Genomic DNA, 19,958 nt, shown 5'->3' with positions numbered 1-19,958 from the left:
CGATGGGCCGCACAGCGGCCCCAAGTGTTTTACAGGCCCAGCTTGGCCATCCGAGCCTTCACCGAAGCCTCGATCCCGGCAGCATCCAGCCCACATTCGGCCAGCATCTGCGCCGGCTTGGCGTGCTCGACGTAGACGTCCGGCAGCCCCAGATGCAGCAGCGGCTTGACCACGGCCTGGCTGGCCAGGAACTCGCCCACGGCAGCACCGGCGCCGCCCATGATGGCGTTTTCCTCGATGGTCACCAGCAGCTCGTGGCTAGCTGCCAGTTCCAGCACCAGGGCCTCGTCCAGCGGCTTGACGAAACGCATGTCGACCACCGTGGCGTTGATCTGCTCGGCCACCTGCAGGGCCTCGGCCAGCTGCACGCCGAACACCAGCAGGGCTAAGTTCTCGCCCTGGCGGCGAACCACGCCCTTGCCGATTTCCAGCGGTTCCAGGTCGGCGCTGATCGGCACATTGGGGCCGGTGCCGCGCGGGTAGCGCACGGCCGCCGGGCCGTTGTACAGGTGGCCGGTGCTGAGCATCTTGCGCAGCTCGTTCTCGTCGCTCGGGGTCATCACCAGCATGCCGGGGATGCAACGCAGGTACGACAGGTCGTAGCTGCCGGCGTGGGTCGGGCCGTCTTCGCCGACCAGGCCTGCGCGGTCGATGGCGAACAGCACGTCGAGGTTCTGCACCGCCACGTCGTGGATCAGCTGGTCATAGGCGCGCTGCAGGAAGGTGGAGTAGATCGCCACCACCGGCTTGCTGCCTTCGCAGGCCATGCCCGCGGCGAGGGTAACGGCGTGCTGCTCGGCAATCGCCACGTCGAAGTAGCGCTCTGGGTAGCGTTCGCTGAACGCGACCAGGTCGGAGCCTTCCTTCATCGCAGGCGTAATGCCCACCAGGCGCTTGTCGGCGGCGGCCATGTCGCACAGCCACTGGCCGAACACCGCAGAGTACTTCGGCCCGCTGGGCTTCTTCGGCGCAGCGGGCTTGTCGGCAGGTTCGAGCTTGGTGATGGCGTGGTAGCCGATCGGGTCGATCTCGGCCGGGGCGAAGCCCTTGCCCTTCTTGGTCACCACGTGCAGGAACTGCGGGCCCTTGAGGTCACGCATGTTGCGCAGGGTGGCGATCATGGTCGGCAGGTCGTGGCCGTCGATCGGGCCGATGTAGTTCCAGCCCAGCTCTTCGAACAGGGTGCCGGGGGCCAGCATGCCCTTGGCGTATTCCTCGGTGCGGCGGGCGATTTCCCAGGCGCCGGGCAGGCGCGACAGCACTTTCTTGCTGCCTTCGCGCATGCTCGAGTAGGTGCGGCTGGAGAGAATCTTGGCCAGGTAGTTGGACAGGCCGCCGACATTGCGCGAAATCGACATGTCGTTGTCGTTGAGGATCACCAGCATGTTGGCGTCGACTTCCTGGGCGTGGTTCAACGCCTCGAACGCCATGCCGGCGGTGAGCGCGCCGTCGCCGATCACCGCGATCGACTTGCGCGCGCTGTTCTGCAGGCGGGCGGCGATGGCCATGCCCAGTGCGGCGCTGATCGAGGTGCTGGAGTGGCCAACGCCAAAGGTGTCGTACTCGCTCTCGCTGCGGCGCGGGAAGGCGGCGATGCCGTCCTTCTGGCGCAGGGTCAGCATGCGCTGGCGCCGGCCGGTGAGGATCTTGTGCGGGTAGGCCTGGTGGCCGACGTCCCACACCAGCCGGTCGTCCGGGGTGTCGAAGACGTAGTGCAGGGCGATCGTCAGCTCGATGACGCCCAGGCCGGCGCCGAAATGCCCACCGGTCTGACCAACGGTATAGAGCAACTCCTGGCGCAATTCGTCGGCCAGGGTCTCCAGGTCGGCTTCGGCCAGCCGGCGCAGGCCGGCAGGCGTGTCAGCGCGGTCGAGCAACGGCGTGACCGGGCGTTCGCGGGGGATCTCTTGAAACGTCGTGGGCATCAGGCGAGTCGTTATGGATGTTTAAGACGCGGCAGTTTACCCCATTGTGGGAAATACTGCCCATTCAGACAGGGCGCGGATTGGGCCGCAAAGCGGCCCCGATCAGTGGCGGCGCTCGACGATGTAGCGTGCCAGGGCCCGCAGCGGCTCGGCATTTTCGCCAAACCCCAGGAGTGCGACCAGCGCCTGGTCGCGCAGTTCGATCGCGTAGGCCTTGGCCGCCTCCAGCCCGAGCAGGGCCGGGTAGGTCGGCTTGTCGCGGGCGACGTCGGCCCCCTGGCGCTTGCCGAGGGTGGCGGTATCGCTTTCCACGTCGAGGATGTCGTCCTGCACCTGGAACGCCAGGCCGATCGCCTGGGCGTAGGCCTGCAGGGCATCGAGCTGCGCCTGCTCGGCGCGGCCGCTGGCCAGGGCGCCGAGGCGCACGCTGGCTTCGATCAGCGCACCGGTCTTGTGCCGGTGCATGTATTCCAGGGCCTGCTGGTCCAGCTTCAGGCCCACCGAGCCAAGGTCGATGGCCTGGCCGCCGACCATGCCGGCCGGGCCTGCGGCCTTGGCCAGGGCCTGCACCATGGCCAGGCGGATGGCGTCGGATTGCGGGCTCAGGCGCGGGTCGAGCAGGGCGCCGAAGGCCAGGCTCTGCAGGCCGTCACCGGCGAGGATCGCGCAGGCTTCGTCGAAGGCCTTGTGGGTGGTCGGCTGGCCGCGGCGCAGGTCGTCGTCGTCCATCGCCGGCAGGTCGTCATGCACCAGTGAATAGGCATGAATCAGCTCCACCGCGCAGGCGGCGCCGTTGGCCTGCTCGGCCGGCACGCCGAGCGCTTCGCAGGCGGCGTAGGCGAGCAGCGGGCGCACGCGCTTGCCGCCGTTCATCACGCTGTAGCGCATCGCCGCATACAGGCGCTCGAGCTCTTTGGAAGGGGCGACGAACAGCGGTTCGAGGGCCGCGTCGACACGCGCCTGGCTGCTGGCCTGGTAAGCGCTGATCATTCTTCTGGCTCCGCATCGAAGGGCTGCGCGGCGAGCTCGCCGTCGCGCTCCAGGAGAATCTGCACTTTCTGCTCGGCCTGGGCCAGGGCGCCCTGGCAATCGCGGGTCAGGGCGATGCCTTGCTCGAAGGCGGCCAGCGAGTCTTCCAGCGACAACTCGCCGTTCTCCAGGCGCTCGACCAGGGCTTGCAGGTCGGCGAGGGATTGCTCGAAATCGATGGAGGCTTTTTTGCGGGCCATGGCGACGGGTCTCGGTGGCTGGTCAGAACGGCGCGACACTAGCAGAGCGGGGCGGGGGGAGCAAACTTGGGGGTGGATTTTCCGGCCTCATCGCCGGCAAGCCGGCTCCCACAGGTACTGCAGCACTGCAGGAGCCGGCAATGGATCAGGCGGGCAGCGCTTCGCGTGCCACCATCGCCTGGCGATAGCGCGCCAGCTCTTCGATGGTCAGCACCGGCAAGTTGTATTGCCGCGCATACACCGCCACCTGCTCGCCGCGGGCCATGCTGCCGTCAGGGTTCATCAGCTCGCACAAGACCGCCGCCGGGCGCAGCCCGGCCAGGCGCGCCAGGTCCACCGAGCCTTCGGTATGGCCGCGACGGGCCAGCACCCCACCGTTGCGCGCGCGCAGCGGGAACACATGGCCTGGGCTGACGATATGGCGCTGATCGGCGGTCGAGCGCAGCGCCGCTTCGATGGTGGTGATGCGGTCCTGGGCGGAAACGCCGGTGCTCACGCCTTCGGCGGCTTCGATGGTGACGGTGAAGCCGGTGCCGTGGCGGGCCTGGTTGTTCTGCACCATCGGCGCCAGCTGCAGGGCGTCGACGGTGGCTTCGTCCAGGCACAGGCAGACGATGCCGCTGCAGTCGCGGATCATCATGGCCATCGTCTGCAGCGAGAGGTTTTCGGCGGCGGCAACGATGTCCGCTTCGTCCTCGCGGTCGTCATCGTCGAGCAGCAGCACAGGGCGCCCGGCCTGGAAGGCGGCGATGGCGGCGGACACATTGGGGAATTGCGGGTGTTGGGTGGACATGAAACGCTCCTCGTGATTGATCGATGAACGTCTCGGGGCGAACAAAATGCGCGCGCAGGGGCGCCCGAAATGGCCCCTGCCTGACGCCTTCTTTCATCCGGACTATGACCGTCGGCTCTGGAGTCGCACCAGATCTGCTGACCCCCGGCATGGCCGGGGCGCTCGCGGGCTCATCTTTCGATTTACCGCCGGTGGGGACTTTCACCCCGCCCTGAAGACCGGGCAAGCATACAGCACTGTGCCACCCTGCTGGCAACCCGCCCGGCTACGACCTTCGGCGATAGGGCCGGCGCCGTTCTACTGCGACAGGCCCTCGATCACCTTCTTCAGCGAAGCCGGCAACATCGGCCCATGCCCCAGCCCCTCGAAGCGTTCGAAGCGCACCTGCAGCCCTGGCACCTTGGCCAGGTCCGCCGCCAGCTCCCGCGCTGGCCGCGCCACATCACCTTGCACCTGCGCACGTGGGTTGGCCGGCTCCTCCCCGCCGCGCATCAGCAGCAGCCTTGGCCGGCTGTCACCCAGGCGCTGCTGCAAGCCCGGCGCTTCACGCACGATGGCCCCGTCGTGCCACCACAACGAAGGGCTGGCTGCCGCGTAGTCGCTGAACGCGCCCGGCCGGGTGAACAGCGCATGCAACACCGCCAAGCCGCCATAGGAATGGCCCCACAGCGTCTGGCGTTGCAGGTCGATCGGCGCCAGCTCGGCCACCATCGGCCGCATGCGCAGGGTCAGCAGGTCGAGGAATGCATCGACGCCGCCGCTGGGCTGGCCGGTCAGCGGGTCGCGCTGCTCGGCTTGCCCAGGCAGCGCCGGGGTGTAGTCGAAGGTGCGGCCGGCGCGTTCGATGCGTTGCTCGGTCTGGTAACCCACGGCCACCAGCAGTGGCGCCTGGCCTGCGGCGAGCCGGCGCAGCTGTTCACGGTCCATGGCGCCCAGCGCGGCATTGCCGTCGAGCATCCACAGCACCGGATAGCCGGCAGCCGGCGCCGGGCGATCGGGTTTGCCGACCCACAGCCGGTAATGGCGCTGGCCGTCGGCCGAGTCCAGGTCGAGCTGGCTGAAGCGGTAGGCCAGGTCCTGGCGCTGCAGCAGCGAAGTGTCCATCTTCTGCTCGCGCGCCGGCTGCGCCAGGGCGGCCGGGGCGCTGAGGGCCAGTGCCAGGGCCAGGTACAACGGCATCTTGCTCATCGGGCAATACTCGTCTTGAGGTCAGAACGACGCGGTCAGGCTGGTGTACAGGGTGCGCCCCGGTTCGTTGTAGGTGGCCGCGCCAGCCCCTTCGATGCCGTTCACGCCCTGGGCGTTGCCGGCCCGGTACAGGCGCTTGTCGAACAGGTTGTCGATGCCGGCGGTCAGGCTCAGGTGCTTGCTCAGCGCATAGGTGCCGCTGGCGCCCACCAGGGCGTAGGGCGCCAGCTGGTCGTTGGCGGAGCCGGTGACGCGCTCGCCGTGGTAGTCGTACTTCTTCGGCTTCTGCTTGCCGTACCAGGCCACGCTCAGCTGCAGCGACAGGTCATCGCTGGCTTGCCAGTCGAGCATCGAGTTGAGGGTGTAGGCCGGGGTCACCGACAGGGTCTCGCCGGTTTCCTTGTTCTTCGACTGCAGCATGTAGGTGAGGTTGTTGCTCCACTTCAGCTGTTCGCTCAGCGGGATGGTCAGGGTGCCTTCCAGCCCTTCGACCACGGCCTTGGGGATGTTTTCCCACTGGTAAACCGCCGCGTTGGCGTAGCTGCCGCTGCCGCCGATGGCGCTGCCGATCGGGCTCAGGCCGGAGTCGATCTTGTTCTTGTAGTCGTTGCGAAAGTAGGTCAGGCCCGCGACCCAGCCATCACGCTGGTACTCGATCCCCAGCTCCTTGTTGATGCTGGTTTCGGCCTTGAGGCTGTCGTTGCCTTGCAGGTAGCAGCTGGTGCTCTGCCCGTAGCAGCCCTGGCCGCGGCTATAGAGCAGGTAGTCGGGGTTGAGCTGGTACAGGTTCGGCGCCTTGTAGGCACGGGCGATGCCGGCTTTCAGGGTGAGGGTGTCGGTCAGTGCGTGGGACAGGTTCAGCGACGGGCTCCAGTTGTCGCCGACGATGCTGTGGTGATCGAAGCGCAGGGCCGGGGTGAGCATGGTGCCCGGCAGCACTTCGATGTTGTCTTCGGCGAACAGCGAGAAGATCTGCACTTGCGAGCTGGTGTCACGGCCGCTGCTGGGCAGGCCGCCGATGGCGCCGCCTTCGCTGGTGCTCTGGGTGTTGGCGCTGGGGTCGTCGAGCTTTTGCTGGGTCCATTCGCTGCCCAGGGTCAGGGTCTGGTCGCGCCAGGCGTGCAGCGGCAGGTTCAGCTCGCCGTGGGCGGTCAGGTCGCGCAAGGTCGAGGTGTAGAAGTCGGTGTTGCTGAAAATGCCTTCGGTGCCGCCGGCCAGGCCTTCGTTGATGCGCTGGTTGCGGGTCTTTTCGTATTGCAGGTAAGCCATGCTGCTGCCGAAGTCCCAGTCGCCGCGGTGGGTGAGGGCGAAGTTCTCGCGGTAGAGGATGTTGGTTTCCTTGCCCAGCATGTTCTTCACGTTGGCGTTGGAGTTGGTGTTCTGGGTATCGCCGGTGTAGATGTTGCCCTGGCGGCTGAAGCCAGCTTCCAATTCCAGGGTCTGCTCAGGGGTCAGGTGCCAGCTCAGCAGGCCATTGACGTCCTTGTTGCGCACGCCTTCGCGGCCTGCGGGCAGGGTGCCGGCCTGGTTGCCGGTGCGCGCGGACTCATGGCCGGCGTTGATGTCCCAATCGTCCGCGTCGGTCTTGGCGACGTTGCCGTAGACGCGGTAGCTGAGCGTGTCGGTGAGCGGGCCGTTGAGGCCGAAGCTCACGCGCTTGGTGGCGCCTTCGTCGCCGTGCTGGGGGAAGTTCTGGTACACGGTCATGTTGCCGTGGGTTTCGCCGGAGGCCTGCTTGGTGATGATGTTGACCACCCCGCCCATGGCGCCGGAGCCGTAGCGCGCCGCAGCCGGGCCACGGATCACTTCGATGCGCTCGACCTGGTCGGCCGGCACCCAGTTGGTGTCACCGCGCGAGTCGCGCTCGCCACGCCAGCCATAGCGCACCGAGCTGCGGCTGCTGACCGGCTTGCCATCGACCAGGATCAAGGTGTTCTCCGGGCCCATGCCGCGGATGTCGATCTGCCGGTTGTTGCCGCGCTGGCCGCTGGTGGAGTTGCCGGTCAGGTTGACCCCGGGCATGGTGCGGATGATCTGCGACAGGTCGTTGGCCGGCGGGCGCTTCTTGATGTCCTCGGCGGTGATGATCGACACCCCCGGCGCCTGCTTGGTCTCTTCCAGCGCGGTGGCCACCACGTTCTGGCTTTCCAGCTCGACCGGCGCGGGCTGGTCGTTGGCGGCGTGCACGGCGCTGCTCAGCAGGCAACTGGAGAGCAGCAGGAAGGGGGCGAAAGGCAGCGGGCGGGGCGACATCATCGATCTCCGGGGCAACGGGCGGAAGGCAAGAGATCGTGGATGATAATTACTCTTAATTGAGAGTAAAGCGCATTAACTTTCTAAACATTTGCAGCGCTCGGCAGCAGCAGGTGCAGGCACAGCCCAGGGTGGCCATTGCTGGCCCACAGCTTGCCGCCTTGCAGCTCGACGGCGCGGCGGGCGATGGCCAGGCCCAGGCCGAAACCGGCGCCGCTGCCGGCCAGGCGCTGGTAGGGCTGGAAGATGCGCTGCAGCTCATCGTGGGGCACGCCGGGGCCCTGGTCGCTCAGGCGCAGGTGCCAGCAATCGCCCTCGCGCCAGCCATCCAGGCTGACCCGGCCGCCCTCCGGCGAATGGCGGATGGCGTTGCGCAGCAGGTTCTCCAGGGCCTGGGCCAGGCTGTCGAGGTGAGCCTGCACCACGCAGTCGGTGCCCAGCGAGCAGGGCAGGCGGGCGAGGCTCCAGCCACTTTCGAAGCTGCTGTCCTGGCACAGCGCTTCCCACACCGACAGCACCAGCACCGGCTCGGTTGGCAACTGCGGCTGTTCGGTGTCCAGCCAGGCCAGGTCGAGGGTGTCTTCGAGCAGCTTCTGCATATCGCCTACCTCGCGGTCCAGGCGCTCGCGCAGCTGCGCCGGCGGCAGGCCGCTGTCGTGGGCGATGCGCAGGCGTGCCAGCGGCGTGCGCAGCTCGTGGGACAGCGTGCGCAGCAGCAGGCGTTGCTGCTCCAGGCTCTGGCGCAGGCGGCCGGCCATGTGCTCGAAGGCCTGGGCCAGTTCGCCGAGTTCGTCGCGGCGCTTTTGCAGGGCCAGGCCAGGGCTTTGCAGGTCATCGGCGCGCAAGGCGTCGGCGCGGTCGCGCAGGCGGTTGAGCGGTGCCACCAGGTGGCGATACAGCGCCAGGCCCATCAGCAGCGCAAGCAGTGCGGGAGCCACGCCGTGGGTGATGACGTGGGTCCAGGGGGTGAGGCCGGTGGGCAGCAGGCGCTCGGGCAGCTGGATGACCAGGCGGCCGTCCTGCGGGCGTTCGGGGAAGGCGATGCTGACGTAGGGCAGTTCGTCCTGCAGGCGCCGGCTCATGGGCCAGTCGAGCTTGCGCATGAAGGTCAGGTGGCTGGCGTCCTCGGCGCTCAGCGGCGTGCTGGCGAGGCTTTCCAGGCGCGGGCCGACCAGCGCCACCCAGGTGTCTTCAGCCTGTTCGAGCTGGCGGCGATAGGCTTCGGCGCCGGCTGCACCGCCCTGGCGCCAGGCGCTTTCGGCTTGCTGTGCATAACGTGCCAGGTAGTCCTGGTCGGCAGGGGCGAGGAAGTAGGTGCTGCGCTCCACCGACAGGCCCCAGGTCCAGATCAGCCAGGTCAGCAGCAGGCAGAAAGCCACCTGCAGCAACGCCAGCTTCCACAGTAGCGGGTGACGACGCATCAGCGGTTTTCCGTGTTCACCAGGATGTAGCCCTGGCCGCGCACCGCCTGGATCTGCAGGTGCTGGGCGCCGATGTCGGCGAGTTTGCGGCGCAGGTTGCAGACGTGCACATCAAGGCCGCGGTCCAGGCGGGTGTAGGCCCGGTGCAGCACGGTCTGGTAGAGGAATGCCTTGCTCAGCGCTTCGCCGGGGTGGGCGTGCAGCGTGGCCAGCAGGCGAAACTCCGAGCCGGTCAGGCCGGCGTCCTGGCCGTGATGGCTGACGTCCTGGCGGCCGGCATCGAGGGTCACCGAGCTGTCGCTGCGCGGCTGGGCCGGCTGGCGGTCGAGGGCAACCCGGCGCAGCAGGGCGTCCATACGGGCATCGAGCTCGGCGAGGCTGAAGGGTTTGGGCAGGTAGTCGTCGGCACCGCGGGTGAAGCCGCTGATGCGGTCCTGCTCGGCGCCCAGGGCCGACATCAGCATCACCGGCACGGCCTGGTGGCGGCGCAGTTGGTCGAGCAGGCTGAGGCCGTCGATGCCCGGCAGCATGATGTCCAGCAGCACCAGGTCGAAGCGCTGCTGTTGCATGGCGTTCAGCGCCTGGGTGCCGGTGGCGCAGGCGTGAACCCGCAAGCCACGGTGGATGAAATGGCGTTCCAGGTCCTGGCGCAGGTGGGTGTCGTCTTCGGCGAGCAGCAGGTGGGTGGGCACGGCGTGGCCTTGAATGAGAATTCGTATCAATTACGAATCATCCCACTGCAGCGGGCGTCGAGCAATGCCCAGCCGTGCTTAATACCTGCGCCCTTGGCATGGCTTACCAGTTGTAGGTCACGCTCGACACCACCGTGCGCCCTTCGCCGTAGTAGCAGTCCCATTCGCTGACGCAACTGGCGACATAGGTCTTGTCGGCAAGGTTTTTCACGTTCAGCGCCAGTTTCACGCCTTTGACGCGCAAGGCCGACAGCCCCAGGTCGTAGGTCAGGCTTGCGTCATACACGGTGTAGGAGGGGATCTGGAAGGCGCCTTCGTAGTCATCCCCGTAGTTGCTGCGGGCGTAGCGGGCGCCTACGCCCGCACCCAGGCCGGCCAAGGGCGTATCACCCAGCACCATGTAGTTGAGCCACAGCGCTGCCGTCAGCGGTGGGTTGCCTGCCGGGTGGCGGCCTTTGCGGCCGTCGTTGTCCTTGGTGTACTTGATGTCGTTGCGCGCCGCCGAGGCGATCACGCTGAAGGCTTTGCTCAGCTCGGCCTTGGCTTCGAGCTCGAGGCCCTTGGAGCGAATGGCACCGCTCTGGTTGCTGAAACCTGGGTTGACCAGGTCAGTGGTGAGGATGTTCTTCTGTTCCAGTTCGTACGCCGAAACCTGCACGAAGCTGTTCTGCCCCGGCGGCTGGTATTTCACCCCGGCCTCGTACTGCTTGCCGGTGGAGGGGGAGAAGGCGCTGCCCTTGGCGCTGGTGCCGGCAAGGGGCAGGAACGATTCCGAGTAGCTGACGAAGGGGGCCAGGCCATTGTCGAACAGGTAGACGATGCCGCCACGGCCGGTGAACTTCTCGTCCTTGCTGCTGGTGTGGTTGCCGCTCAAGGGCTCCTTGTTGTTGGTGTCGGCCCAGTCGTAGCGGCCACCGAGCACGAAGATCCACTTGTCCAGCTTGATCTGGTCCTGGGCATACAGGCCGGTTTGGGTCACGGTGTTGTCCCAGCGGTAGTTGTTGCCGAAGTTCAGGGGCTGGCCGTAGACCGGGGTGAACAGGTCGATGATCGGCGGGTTGAAGTCGTACAGGCCATCGAACTTCGAATTGAAGTGGTAGTAGTCCAGCCCGATGATCGCCGTGTGGCTGAGCGGGCCGGTGTCGAATTCGGCCTGGGCGATGTTGTCGACGCCGAAGACTTTGTTGTCCTGTTGCCAGTCCACGCCATAGCGGGTGGTGTAGCGCTGGTCATCGACCCCGGTGATCGGGTTGGTGACGAAGCGGTAGCCGTGCAGGGGCGCTGTGTAATGGTCGTTGACCCGGGCATAGCGCGCGTTCTGCTTGAGCGTCCAGGTGTCGTCGAGCCGGTGCGCGACCTCGTAGCCGAAGGCGTATTGCTCGCGGTGGTAGTCGTTGACGCCGGGCTCACCGAGGAACAGGTCGCGGTCGATCTTGCCGTTGGGGTTGTCGAATACCGTGCCCACGGCGGGCAGGCCCTGTGCTTCGGGTACGCCTTTGTCCTTCTGGTACTGGGCGAACAGGGTCAGGCTGGTGTCTTCATTGGGCCGCCAGGTGAAGCTGGGGGCGATGAACTGGCGCTTTTCCTCGACGTAATCGATCTCGTCGTTGCTGTCGTTGGCCAGCGCGGTCAGCCGGTAAAGCCACTTGCCGTCGTCATCGAGCGGGCCGCCCAGGTCGATGGCGGCGCTCTTGTGGTCGTAGCTGCCGGCTTCGAACTTCACCTGGTGCAGCGCCGCGGCAGTCGGCCGCTTGCTCACCAGGTTGACGATGCCGCCAGGCTGGTTCTGCCCGTAGAGCACCGACGCCGGGCCCTTGAGCACCTCGATGCGCTCCAGCCCATAGGGTTCGATCTGCAGCGCGCCGCCGGTGCTGCCGCCGCCATAGGGCAGGTGCAGGCCATCGAGGTACAGCGGCGTGGGTGAAAAGCCGCGGGAGGTGGGTTCATCGAAAATCTTCACCCGGTCGGAAAAGCCGCCGCCGGTGATGCCTGGCGTGTAGCGCAGCGCCTCGGTCACGCTCTGGGCGGCGCGCGACTGGATCTCGGTGGCGGTCACCACGTTGATGGTCTGTGGGATTTCCACCAGCGCCGAGTCGGTCTTGGAGCCGGTGGCACTGCGCTTGGCGACGATGCCGTCGACCGGGCCCCAGGCGCTTTCCAGCGCCTCGGGCGCGTTGACGTTGGTGGCGCCAAGTTGCAGCGGGCCGTCCAGCACCGGTTGCAATGACCAGCCGCCCTGGGTGTAGACAGCCTGCAGGCCACTGCCGGCGAGCAACCGCTCGAGCCCCTGGGGCACGTCGAAGCGCCCCTGCAGGCCGGCACTGCGCTTGCCTTCGGTCAGCTGTGCATCCACCGACAGCATGATCCCGGCGTCGCTGGCGAAGCGGTTCAGAACCTGGTCCAGGTTGCCTGCGGCAATGGCGTACTGGCGCGCCTGGCTCATGCTGGCGTCGGCCGCCCATGCCAGGCCCGGCAGCGTGGGCGTGGCAATCAGCAGGCTGGCGAACAGGCCGCCGCGCAAGGCGCCGTTCAAGGCAAACTTTTTCAGTGGTGGATGGTAAAGCACGCTCTGATTCCCCCGATGAGACTGATTCTTGATTTGCTTTCAAGACCTATCCCGAACGGGGCATGAAAACCGACAAGGGTTGATGAAGTTTTTCTGCTCAGGCTCGGCGCGTGACCGTCACCCAGTAGCGGGTCACGGTCTCGACGCGCACTGGCAAGGTGCGCTCGAGGGCCTTGAGTACGTTGTCGGTGTTCTCCAGGGGGAATACGCCGGTCAGCAACAGGCTGGCGGCCGCTGCATCGCAGCGAATCCAACCCGGGCGATAGCGCTTGAGTTCGGCCAGAAAGTGCCCCAGCGGCTGGCGCTCGGCTACCAGGCGGCCTTCGCTCCAGCTGCTGCTGTCGGGGTTCGCGGGGCGCATCGGGCCGCAGGCGCTGTCACTGAACCACAGGCTGTGGCCGGCGCTCATGTACACCGAGGCGCCATGCCGGGGGCTGACGCGCAGTTGGCCGTCAAACAGTTCAACCTGGGTGCCGCCGTTCAGCTCGCGCACCGAGAAGCGCGTGCCCAGCGCCTGAACCTCGCCGCTGGCGGATTCCACGATCAGCGGGCGGTTTGCATCGTGGCCGCTGGTCAGCAGTATTTCGCCGCCAAGCAGCCGGATTCGGCGTTCCCGGGCACTGAAACGCAGGTCGATGGCGCTGGCGCTGTTGAGGTCCAGGCGGGTGCCATCGCTGAGCAGCATGTGGCGGATTTCGCCGGTGGCGGTGCGATGCTGGGCAAAGGTCGCGCGCCATGGCAACTGGTCGTGCAGCAGGTAGCCGCTGCCGCCGGCGACCAGCAGCAGGCCAAGGGCCTTCAGCGCGGCGCGGCGCTGCGGGTCCGGCCTGTCGCGCAATACCGCACGGGCACAGTCTGCGGGCACTGCGGCGAAGGTCTCCTGCAACTGCTGCAGGCGCTGCCAGGCTCGCCGGTGTTCCGGGTGCGCCTGCTCCCAGGTGGCGAATGCCTGGCGCTGTTGGGCGTCGAGCTCGCCGCCCCAGTGCAGCATCAGCCATTGGCTGGCCTGCTCGACGATGGCCGCGTCGATCGGCGCGTCGAAGCGGCGGTTCAAGGCGCGTAGACCAGTTGATAGCAGGCCAGGATCGCCCGAGTCATGTACTTCTGCACCGAGCTGACCGTGACCCCGAGGCGTTCGGCAATCTGTGGGTAGGTCAGCCCTTCGAACTGCGAGAGCAAGAACGCCTGGCGCACGTTATCCGGCATGCGGTCGAGCATGGCATCGATCTGCACAAGGGTTTCGAGAATCAGCGCGCGGGTCTCAAGCGAGGGTGATTCAGGCTCGGGCAGGTGCGCGATGCTTTGCAGGTAGGCGCGCTCGATGCGCAGGCGGCGCCATTGGTCGATGACCAGGTTGCGGGCGATTTGCGCAAGATAGCTGCGGCTCTCCCGCGGGCCGGGCATGCGCCCCGACACCATCAGCCGCAGGAAGGTGTCCTGGGCAATGTCCGCCGCGTGCTCGCGATCACCCAGGCGCCGACGCAGCCAGGCCTGCAGCCAGCCATGGTTGTCACGATAAAGGCTATCCAGGGTGTCGGTGGGGTCTGTCGCGGCCATGAAGGTCTTCGCCCGTTAATGATAGGCATTATCATTACACGTTGAGTGGCGACTGGCAAAACGACATTGCGGGTGAATCGCAGGCATTAAAAAGCCGGCTTGTGGCCGGCTTCTCGGGGACGCTTCCGGCTAATTTATGGTAAGCCGCAACCGCCTTAACTGTGTGGCCGACAAGGGCCTGAAAGAGAGGGCGAACGCTCGTACGGAGTGCTGCCGAGCCCTCTGGAACGCGGCTTGCGCCGGCCGGGGCTTAATGTGCGGCGTAGCATACAGAGGCTGGCACAGGATGCCCAGCAAAAATTGGCACAGGGTGTTTCAGCCGGGGCGGCGCTGGCGGTAATGCGACCAGTGGAACACCCAGCCGAGGATTTCCAGGCGTTGGTCCTGACGTTGGGCGCGGGTGTAGCGCTCCACCGGGAAATTGTGGCGGTCGTTGCTGTGCAGGCACAGGGTGTCGTTGTGGCCGCGGCTGAGGCTGTTCACCCTGAGTACGCCGTTGTGCAGCAGGGCGTAGATTTCGCCATCGACCACGCGGGTCTGGCTCAGGTCGACGGCCAGGATCGCCTCGCGCGGGAGCCAGGGCGTCATGTTGCTGGCAGGCATGGCCAGGCTGACGGCATTGTCGGGGGCCACGCCGAGTGCCTTGAGGGCTTGGGCCGGCAGGCGCAGGCAATGCCCGTCGAGGGCTGCCAGGCGGCCTTCGCGCACGTCATGGAAGGGGATCTGCAACAGCCTGCCGTCAGGTTTGGACAGCGAGTGCGTCGACGCCGGTTTGGCGCTGCAAGCGTCCACCCGCAGGATCGAGCTTGGGTGCTTGGGCCCTTCGCCGCAGCGCAGCCAGCGCCTGTGCACACAGAACAGGTCGGCGATTTCGTCCAGGCGAGCCAGGGGAATGCCGCGCCTGAACCAGTTGTTCACGTGCTGGGGCGTGACACGCCGCTGGGCGGCGAAGTCGGAAGGGGTCAGGCCGCATTCTTGGAGCAGGGCCTTTAGGCGGTCACCGGAAGTATTCATGGGGCCGAGTCTAGCGGCCACGCTTGAGTAGGGAAATGAACCCGATGTTGATGGCAAATGTACGAAAAAAGCTCTGTTGTAGGGCGTTTGCGTAGGAAGCTGTAGGACTTTTTACCGCTCAGTCGCCGCCCACAAAAAAACCCGCCGAAGCGGGTCTTTTTTTGCAATCGCTATCAGCCCTTGTAGGCTGCGACCGACTTGGTGATCGCGGCGCGGGCGGCGTCGGCGCCTTCCCAGCCTTCGATCTTGACCCACTTGCCCTTCTCGAGATCTTTGTAGTTCGCGAAGAAGTGCTCGATCTGCTGGATCAGCAGGGCCGGCAGGTCGGTGTATTCCTTCACGTCGACGTACAGCTGCGACAGCTTGTCGTGCGGTACAGCGATGACCTTGGCGTCGCCGCCGCCGTCGTCGGTCATGTTCAGCACGCCGACCGGGCGGGCGCGGATCACCGAGCCTGGGGCAACCGGGTATGGGGTCACGACCAGCACGTCCAGCGGATCACCGTCGTCGGCCAGGGTGTTGGGGATGAAACCGTAGTTGGCCGGGTAGAACATCGGGGTGGCCATGAAGCGATCAACGAACAGGGTGTCGCTGTCCTTGTCGATTTCGTACTTGATCGGCGCGTGGTTGGCCGGGATCTCGATAGCGACGTAGATGTCGTTCGGCAGGTCTTTGCCAGCCGGAATCTTGCTGTAGCTCATTGGGCAGTGCCCCCGTGTTTGATCAAAAAAAGTGGCGCGATTATAGGCACATTCTGCCAGGCCATGCCACGCCCGACCTGATGCGCGGGCGCATCAGGCGTGGCTTTCGCGGTAGTCGGGGTGTTCGGCCTGCAGCCGCGTCAGGCGCGCCAGCGGGTCCTGGCGGTAGAACAGCACGAGCTGCTGGTACACCTGTGGATAAGCCTGTTGCAGCAGGTCGGGCGCGCTGAAGAAATACTCGCTGGTGACGGCAAAGAACTCGGCCGGGTTTTCCGCCGCGTAAGGGTCGATGGCGGTCTCGACGTCGGGGTTGGCATCGAGCTGGCGGTTGAGGTCGTCATAGGCCTGCTGCATGGCGCTGGCCCAGGCCTCGACGTGCATGCCGCTGTGCAGCGGCGGCAGGCCGTTGGCATCGCCATTGAGCATGTCGAGCTTGTGCGCCAGCTCGTGGATCACCAGGTTGTAGGCCTCCCAGCCGCCGCTGGCCAGCACCCCGGCCCAGGCCAGGATCACCGGGCCCTGCTGCCAGGCCTCGCCGCTGTGCTCGCCGTCCCACACATGCTCCACGCCACTGGCGTCGCGGTGGCGCTGGGGGCTCTTGAAGTCGTCGGGGTAGAGGATGATCTCGTGGAAGCCCTGGTACCAGTTCAGCTCGCCCAGGTGCAGCAGCGGCAACTGGGCCTGGGCGGCGAGGAACAGGCGCTGCTCGTCGTCCAGCTCGACGCCGGGCAGGGTGGTCAGGTGCTTGTCGAGCAGGAACAGGATGCAGGCTTCACGCAGCCAATGGTCCTCGGCTTCGCTGATGCCATCGAGCATCGGCAGGCGCTCGCGAATCGCCTGCCATTGCCGCGGCTCGATCGGGTAGCGCGCCAGGGTGCGCTTGCGCCGCCAGGCGCTGAACGACCACATGTGCGCTGTCAGTGCGCCTTTGCCGTGCGGCCCAGGCGGCCACGCAGCAGGCCCAGGATCATCGGGATCAGCGACAGCAGGATGATGCCGACCACCATCAGCGACAGGTGCTGCTTGATGAAGGGCACGTTGCCGAAGAAGTAGCCCAGGGTGACCAGGCCGCCCACCCACAGCAGCGAGCCGGCGACGCTGAAGCCCAGGAAGCGCGGGTAGTGCATGTGGGCAATGCCGGCGACGAACGGCGCGAAGGTGCGCAGGATCGGCAGGAAGCGCGCCAGGGTCACGGTCTTGCCGCCGTGGCGGTCGTAGAAGTCGTGGGTGCGCTGCAGGTAGTCGCGGCGGAAGATCTTCGAATTCGGGTTGTTGAACAGGCGTTCTCCCGCCGTGCGCCCGATCACGTAGTTGGTGCTGTCACCCATGATGGCCGCAGCCATCAGCAGGCCTGCCAGCAGCACCGGGTCCATGCCGCCACCGGCGGCGACGGCGCCGGCGATGAACAGCAGCGAATCGCCAGGCAGGAACGGCATCACCACCAGGCCGGTTTCGCAGAAGATCACCGTGAACAGGATGGCGTAGATCCAGGGGCCGTAGTTGGTGACCAGCAGATCGAGGTAGGCATCGAGATGGAGGATAAGGTCCAGCGGGTTGAATTCCATGTACAGCACCTGTGTTCTTGACCCGCAGCTACGGGCGCGCGGACCTGCGGGAGGGTAAAATTTCACACATGTCAGGAGGAGGCATTATACGGCGAAGTCGGAATCATGCCCGGGGAGATTGTAGCGGGGGGTTACTGGCCCTATCGCCGGCAAGCCGGCTCCCACCGTTATTTCACTGCGCTCGATGGCAGTGGGGTACTTGTGGGAGCCGGCTTGCCGGCGATGGGGCTGATCAGTCCAGGGTAATCGGCAGGATATAGCTCTCGAACTCGGTATCCCGGCGAAACCCGATGGATTCATAGGTCTTGCGTGCCACTTCGTTGTTGGCGCTGGTCGACACGCGCATGCGCACGGCCTGGGTTTCGCGGGCCATTTTCTTGGCCTCGCGCATCAGGTGGTCGGCCACCAGCATGCGCCGCGAGTCTTCGGCGACGAAGATGTCATTGAGAATCCACACCCGCTTGAGCGACAGCGACGAAAAACTTGGATACAACTGGCAAAAACCCAGCAGCTTGCCATCGTCATCGTCCGGCAGCGCCAGGTAGATGATCGATTCGCCCCGTTTCAGGCGTTTTTCCAGGAAGCTGCGCGAACTGTCTGGAAAAGGTAGCTGCCCATAGAACTCGCGGTAGCGGACGAACAGTGGAGTGAGCAGGTCGAGGTGTTCCAGGCTTGCCTTGATGATGCGCATGTGTGGGGCCCTCAGAGTCCATTTGGGGAAACAGCGGTATGCCAGCAGCTTTCAAGCGCATGCTGCCCAATGCTGGGCAGAAGCGCAATCCGCGTTCCATGACATGTTGCTTACTGCTCGCCTAGCAGGAAGTTTCCTTTTTGGGTGGCTGCATTGTCACTTTCGAGTGTGTGAACTTCGGCTTCATCCTTCAGATTCACCCCGGACAACTGCCGCCGACACGCCTCGCGCATCAGGTACAGCAGCCGGTGGGCCGCCATGCCGTAGCTCAAGCCCTCCAGGCGCACGTTGGAAATGCAGTTGCGGTAGGCGTCGGTCAGGCCGACCTTGGGCCCGTAGGTGAAGTACAGGCCAAGGCTGTCGGGGGAGCTCAGGCCGGGGCGTTCGCCGATCAGCATCACGGTCATCCGCGCGCCGAGCAGCTCGCCCACTTCGTCGGCCACGGCCACGCGGCCTTGTTCGACCAGCAGCACCGGGGCGCAGCTCCAGCCATCGGCGGCCGCCTGTTCCTCGAAGCGGCTGAGAAACGGTAAGGTGTGGCGGTGCACGGCGAGGGCCGAGAGGCCGTCGGCAACCACGATCGCCAGGTCGCAGCCGCCGGGGTTGGCCTGGGCATGCTGGCGCAGTTGCTCGGCCGAATCTTCATTCAGCCGCCGCCCAAGGTCCGGGCGTTGCAGGTACTGGTGGCGGTCGCTGGCGGCGCTGTGCAGCACCAGGCTGTCGCGGCCGCGGCCTTTCAGTTGTTCGGCCAGCGCGCCGTGGTCGAACGGCAGGTGCACGGCATCACGGGCCTGGGCGTGGGCGAACTGGAAGTCCAGCTGCGCGCCGGTCGGCAGGCTGATGCCGCTGCGGCCAAGGGCGATGCGCGCCGGGGTCAGGTTGCGCAGGGCCAGCCAAGGGTTTTCCGGGGTGGGGGTGCGATGCTCCATGGTCACCTCTATGCCAACTGCGCCAGGGCCTGGCGGAATGCCGGCGGCAGGTTGTCGCCGAAGCGAACACGCCCGTCGGCCTGGGTGAAGATGCCGGTGCGCTGCAACCAGGCCTCGAACTCCGGCCCAGGCTTGAGGCCCAGGGTCTGGCGCGCGTACAGCGCGTCGTGGAACGAGGTGGTCTGGTAGTTGAGCATGATGTCGTCGGAGCCGGGGATGCCCATGATGAAGTTGATCCCGGCCACGCCGAGCAGGGTCAGCAGGGTGTCCATGTCGTCCTGGTCGGCTTCGGCGTGGTTGGTGTAGCAGATGTCGCAACCCATCGGCACGCCGAGCAGCTTGCCGCAGAAGTGGTCTTCCAGGCCGGCGCGGATGATCTGCTTGCCGTTGTACAGGTACTCCGGGCCGATGAAACCGACCACGGTATTGACCAGAAACGGCTTGAAATGGCGGGCCACGGCATAGGCGCGGGTTTCGCAGGTCTGCTGGTCGACGCCGTGGTGGGCGTTGGCCGACAAGGCACTGCCCTGGCCGGTTTCGAAGTACATGAGGTTCTGTCCGAGGGTGCCGCGCTTGAGCGACAGGCCTGCCTCGTAACCCTCCTGCAGCACGTTGAGGTTGATGCCGAAGCCGGCGTTGGCGGCCTCGGTGCCGGCAATCGACTGGAACACCAGGTCCAGCGGCACGCCGCGGTTGATGGCTTCGATCGAGGTGGTGACGTGGGTCAGCACGCAGGCCTGGGTGGGGATGTCGTAGCGCTGGATGATGGCGTCGAGCATTTCCAGCAGGGCGCAGATCGAGGCGATGCTGTCGGTGGCGGGGTTGATGCCGATCATGGCGTCGCCATTGCCGTAGAGCAGGCCGTCGAGGATGCTCGCAGCGATGCCGGCCGGCTCGTCGGTGGGGTGGTTGGGCTGCAGGCGGGTCGACAGGCGCCCGCGCAGGCCCATGGTGCCGCGAAAACGGGTGACCACGCGGATTTTCTGCGCCACCAGCACCAGGTCCTGCACGCGCATGATCTTCGACACGGCGGCCGCCATTTCCGGCGTCAGGCCTGGGGCCAGGGCGCGCAGGCTGTCTTCGTCGGCCTCCTCGCTGAGCAGCCAGTCGCGCAGGCCGCCCACGGTGAGGTGGCTGACCGGCGCAAAGGCCTGGGCGTCGTGGCTGTCGATGATCAGCCGGGTGACTTCATCCTGTTCGTAGGGAATCAGCGCTTCGTTGAGAAAATGGCTGAGCGGGATATTGGCCAGGGCCATCTGCGCGGCCACGCGCTCGCCGTCGTTGGCTGCGGCAACGCCGGCCAGGTAATCGCCCGAACGGGCCGGGCTGGCCTTGGCCATCACGTCCTTGAGGCTGTCGAAGCGGTAGACCAGGTGGCCTACCGTGTGTACGAAACTTGCCATACAGAATCTCCAGAGCGCCGCAGGGCGGGCC

General features: G+C 66.1%; 18 protein-coding genes and 1 riboswitch. All 18 genes read right to left on the bottom strand.

All coding sequences use genetic code 11. The features are described from left to right. Positions 1–29: 29 nt before the first annotated feature. The gene (gene dxs, locus L6D75_RS16690; protein WP_176517332.1) at positions 30–1,925 is read right to left on the bottom strand and encodes a 1-deoxy-D-xylulose-5-phosphate synthase; all 1,896 of its coding nucleotides are present in this window, start codon (positions 1,923–1,925) and stop codon (positions 30–32) included. Positions 1,926–2,027: 102 nt separating this feature from the next. After that, entirely contained in the window at positions 2,028–2,915 is an 888-nt protein-coding gene (gene ispA, locus L6D75_RS16685; RefSeq protein WP_176517333.1) for a (2E,6E)-farnesyl diphosphate synthase, read from the bottom strand. After that, on the bottom strand, positions 2,912–3,154 hold the full coding sequence (locus tag L6D75_RS16680) for an exodeoxyribonuclease VII small subunit (protein WP_133330127.1): 243 nt from the start codon (positions 3,152–3,154) through the stop codon (positions 2,912–2,914). Before L6D75_RS16680 ends, ispA begins: the two co-directional genes overlap by 4 nt. Positions 3,155–3,299: 145 nt before the next feature. Further along, on the bottom strand, positions 3,300–3,947 hold the full coding sequence (gene ribB / locus L6D75_RS16675; protein WP_176517334.1) for a 3,4-dihydroxy-2-butanone-4-phosphate synthase: 648 nt from the start codon (positions 3,945–3,947) through the stop codon (positions 3,300–3,302). A gap of 81 nt (positions 3,948–4,028) precedes the next feature. Continuing rightward, positions 4,029–4,170, bottom strand: a riboswitch (FMN riboswitch). A gap of 74 nt (positions 4,171–4,244) precedes the next feature. Then, a complete protein-coding gene (locus tag L6D75_RS16670; protein ID WP_176517335.1) occupies positions 4,245–5,135 on the bottom strand; it encodes an alpha/beta hydrolase in 891 nt (296 codons plus the stop codon). Between the two features lie 21 nt (positions 5,136–5,156). Next, a complete protein-coding gene (locus L6D75_RS16665; RefSeq protein ID WP_176517336.1) occupies positions 5,157–7,388 on the bottom strand; it encodes a TonB-dependent siderophore receptor in 2,232 nt (743 codons plus the stop codon). A gap of 83 nt (positions 7,389–7,471) precedes the next feature. After that, positions 7,472–8,809 carry a HAMP domain-containing sensor histidine kinase gene (locus L6D75_RS16660; protein WP_176517337.1) on the bottom strand — a complete coding sequence of 446 codons (1,338 nt, stop codon included), beginning with the start codon at positions 8,807–8,809 and terminating at the stop codon, positions 7,472–7,474. Then, on the bottom strand, positions 8,809–9,501 hold the full coding sequence (locus L6D75_RS16655) for a response regulator transcription factor (protein ID WP_176517338.1): 693 nt from the start codon (positions 9,499–9,501) through the stop codon (positions 8,809–8,811). Before L6D75_RS16655 ends, L6D75_RS16660 begins: the two co-directional genes overlap by 1 nt. A gap of 103 nt (positions 9,502–9,604) precedes the next feature. Then, on the bottom strand, positions 9,605–12,049 hold the full coding sequence (locus tag L6D75_RS16650; protein WP_371871987.1) for a TonB-dependent siderophore receptor: 2,445 nt from the start codon (positions 12,047–12,049) through the stop codon (positions 9,605–9,607). 115 nt (positions 12,050–12,164) lie between these two features. After that, the gene (locus tag L6D75_RS16645; RefSeq protein WP_176517339.1) at positions 12,165–13,121 is read right to left on the bottom strand and encodes a FecR domain-containing protein; all 957 of its coding nucleotides are present in this window, start codon (positions 13,119–13,121) and stop codon (positions 12,165–12,167) included. Then, positions 13,118–13,624, bottom strand: coding sequence for a sigma-70 family RNA polymerase sigma factor (locus L6D75_RS16640; protein ID WP_176517340.1), 507 nt, complete (start codon positions 13,622–13,624; stop codon positions 13,118–13,120). Before L6D75_RS16640 ends, L6D75_RS16645 begins: the two co-directional genes overlap by 4 nt. Positions 13,625–13,939: 315 nt before the next feature. Next, on the bottom strand, positions 13,940–14,638 hold the full coding sequence (locus tag L6D75_RS16635) for a LexA family transcriptional regulator (protein ID WP_176517341.1): 699 nt from the start codon (positions 14,636–14,638) through the stop codon (positions 13,940–13,942). Between the two features lie 173 nt (positions 14,639–14,811). Then, the gene (gene ppa / locus L6D75_RS16630; RefSeq protein WP_003255365.1) at positions 14,812–15,339 is read right to left on the bottom strand and encodes an inorganic diphosphatase; all 528 of its coding nucleotides are present in this window, start codon (positions 15,337–15,339) and stop codon (positions 14,812–14,814) included. Between the two features lie 93 nt (positions 15,340–15,432). Further along, positions 15,433–16,248, bottom strand: a complete 816-nt coding sequence (locus L6D75_RS16625; protein ID WP_176517342.1) for a M90 family metallopeptidase — start codon at positions 16,246–16,248, stop codon at positions 15,433–15,435. Between the two features lie 8 nt (positions 16,249–16,256). Beyond that, entirely contained in the window at positions 16,257–16,904 is a 648-nt protein-coding gene (locus tag L6D75_RS16620) for a DedA family protein (RefSeq protein WP_176517343.1), read from the bottom strand. 232 nt (positions 16,905–17,136) lie between these two features. Further along, positions 17,137–17,595, bottom strand: coding sequence for a GNAT family N-acetyltransferase (locus tag L6D75_RS16615; protein ID WP_176517344.1), 459 nt, complete (start codon positions 17,593–17,595; stop codon positions 17,137–17,139). A gap of 110 nt (positions 17,596–17,705) precedes the next feature. Continuing rightward, complete coding sequence (gene eutC, locus L6D75_RS16610) at positions 17,706–18,524, bottom strand: ethanolamine ammonia-lyase subunit EutC (protein WP_176517345.1); 819 nt, start codon at positions 18,522–18,524, stop codon at positions 17,706–17,708. Between the two features lie 8 nt (positions 18,525–18,532). Further along, complete coding sequence (locus L6D75_RS16605; protein ID WP_176517346.1) at positions 18,533–19,927, bottom strand: ethanolamine ammonia-lyase subunit EutB; 1,395 nt, start codon at positions 19,925–19,927, stop codon at positions 18,533–18,535. Between the last annotated feature and the right edge of the window lie 31 nt (positions 19,928–19,958).

It is taken from the genome of Pseudomonas faucium, from assembly GCF_021602585.1.
Classification (GTDB): Bacteria; Pseudomonadota; Gammaproteobacteria; order Pseudomonadales; family Pseudomonadaceae; genus Aquipseudomonas; species Aquipseudomonas faucium.
Note: the sequence above shows the minus strand (reverse complement) of the source record. Positions and strands in the feature narration are given on the sequence as shown.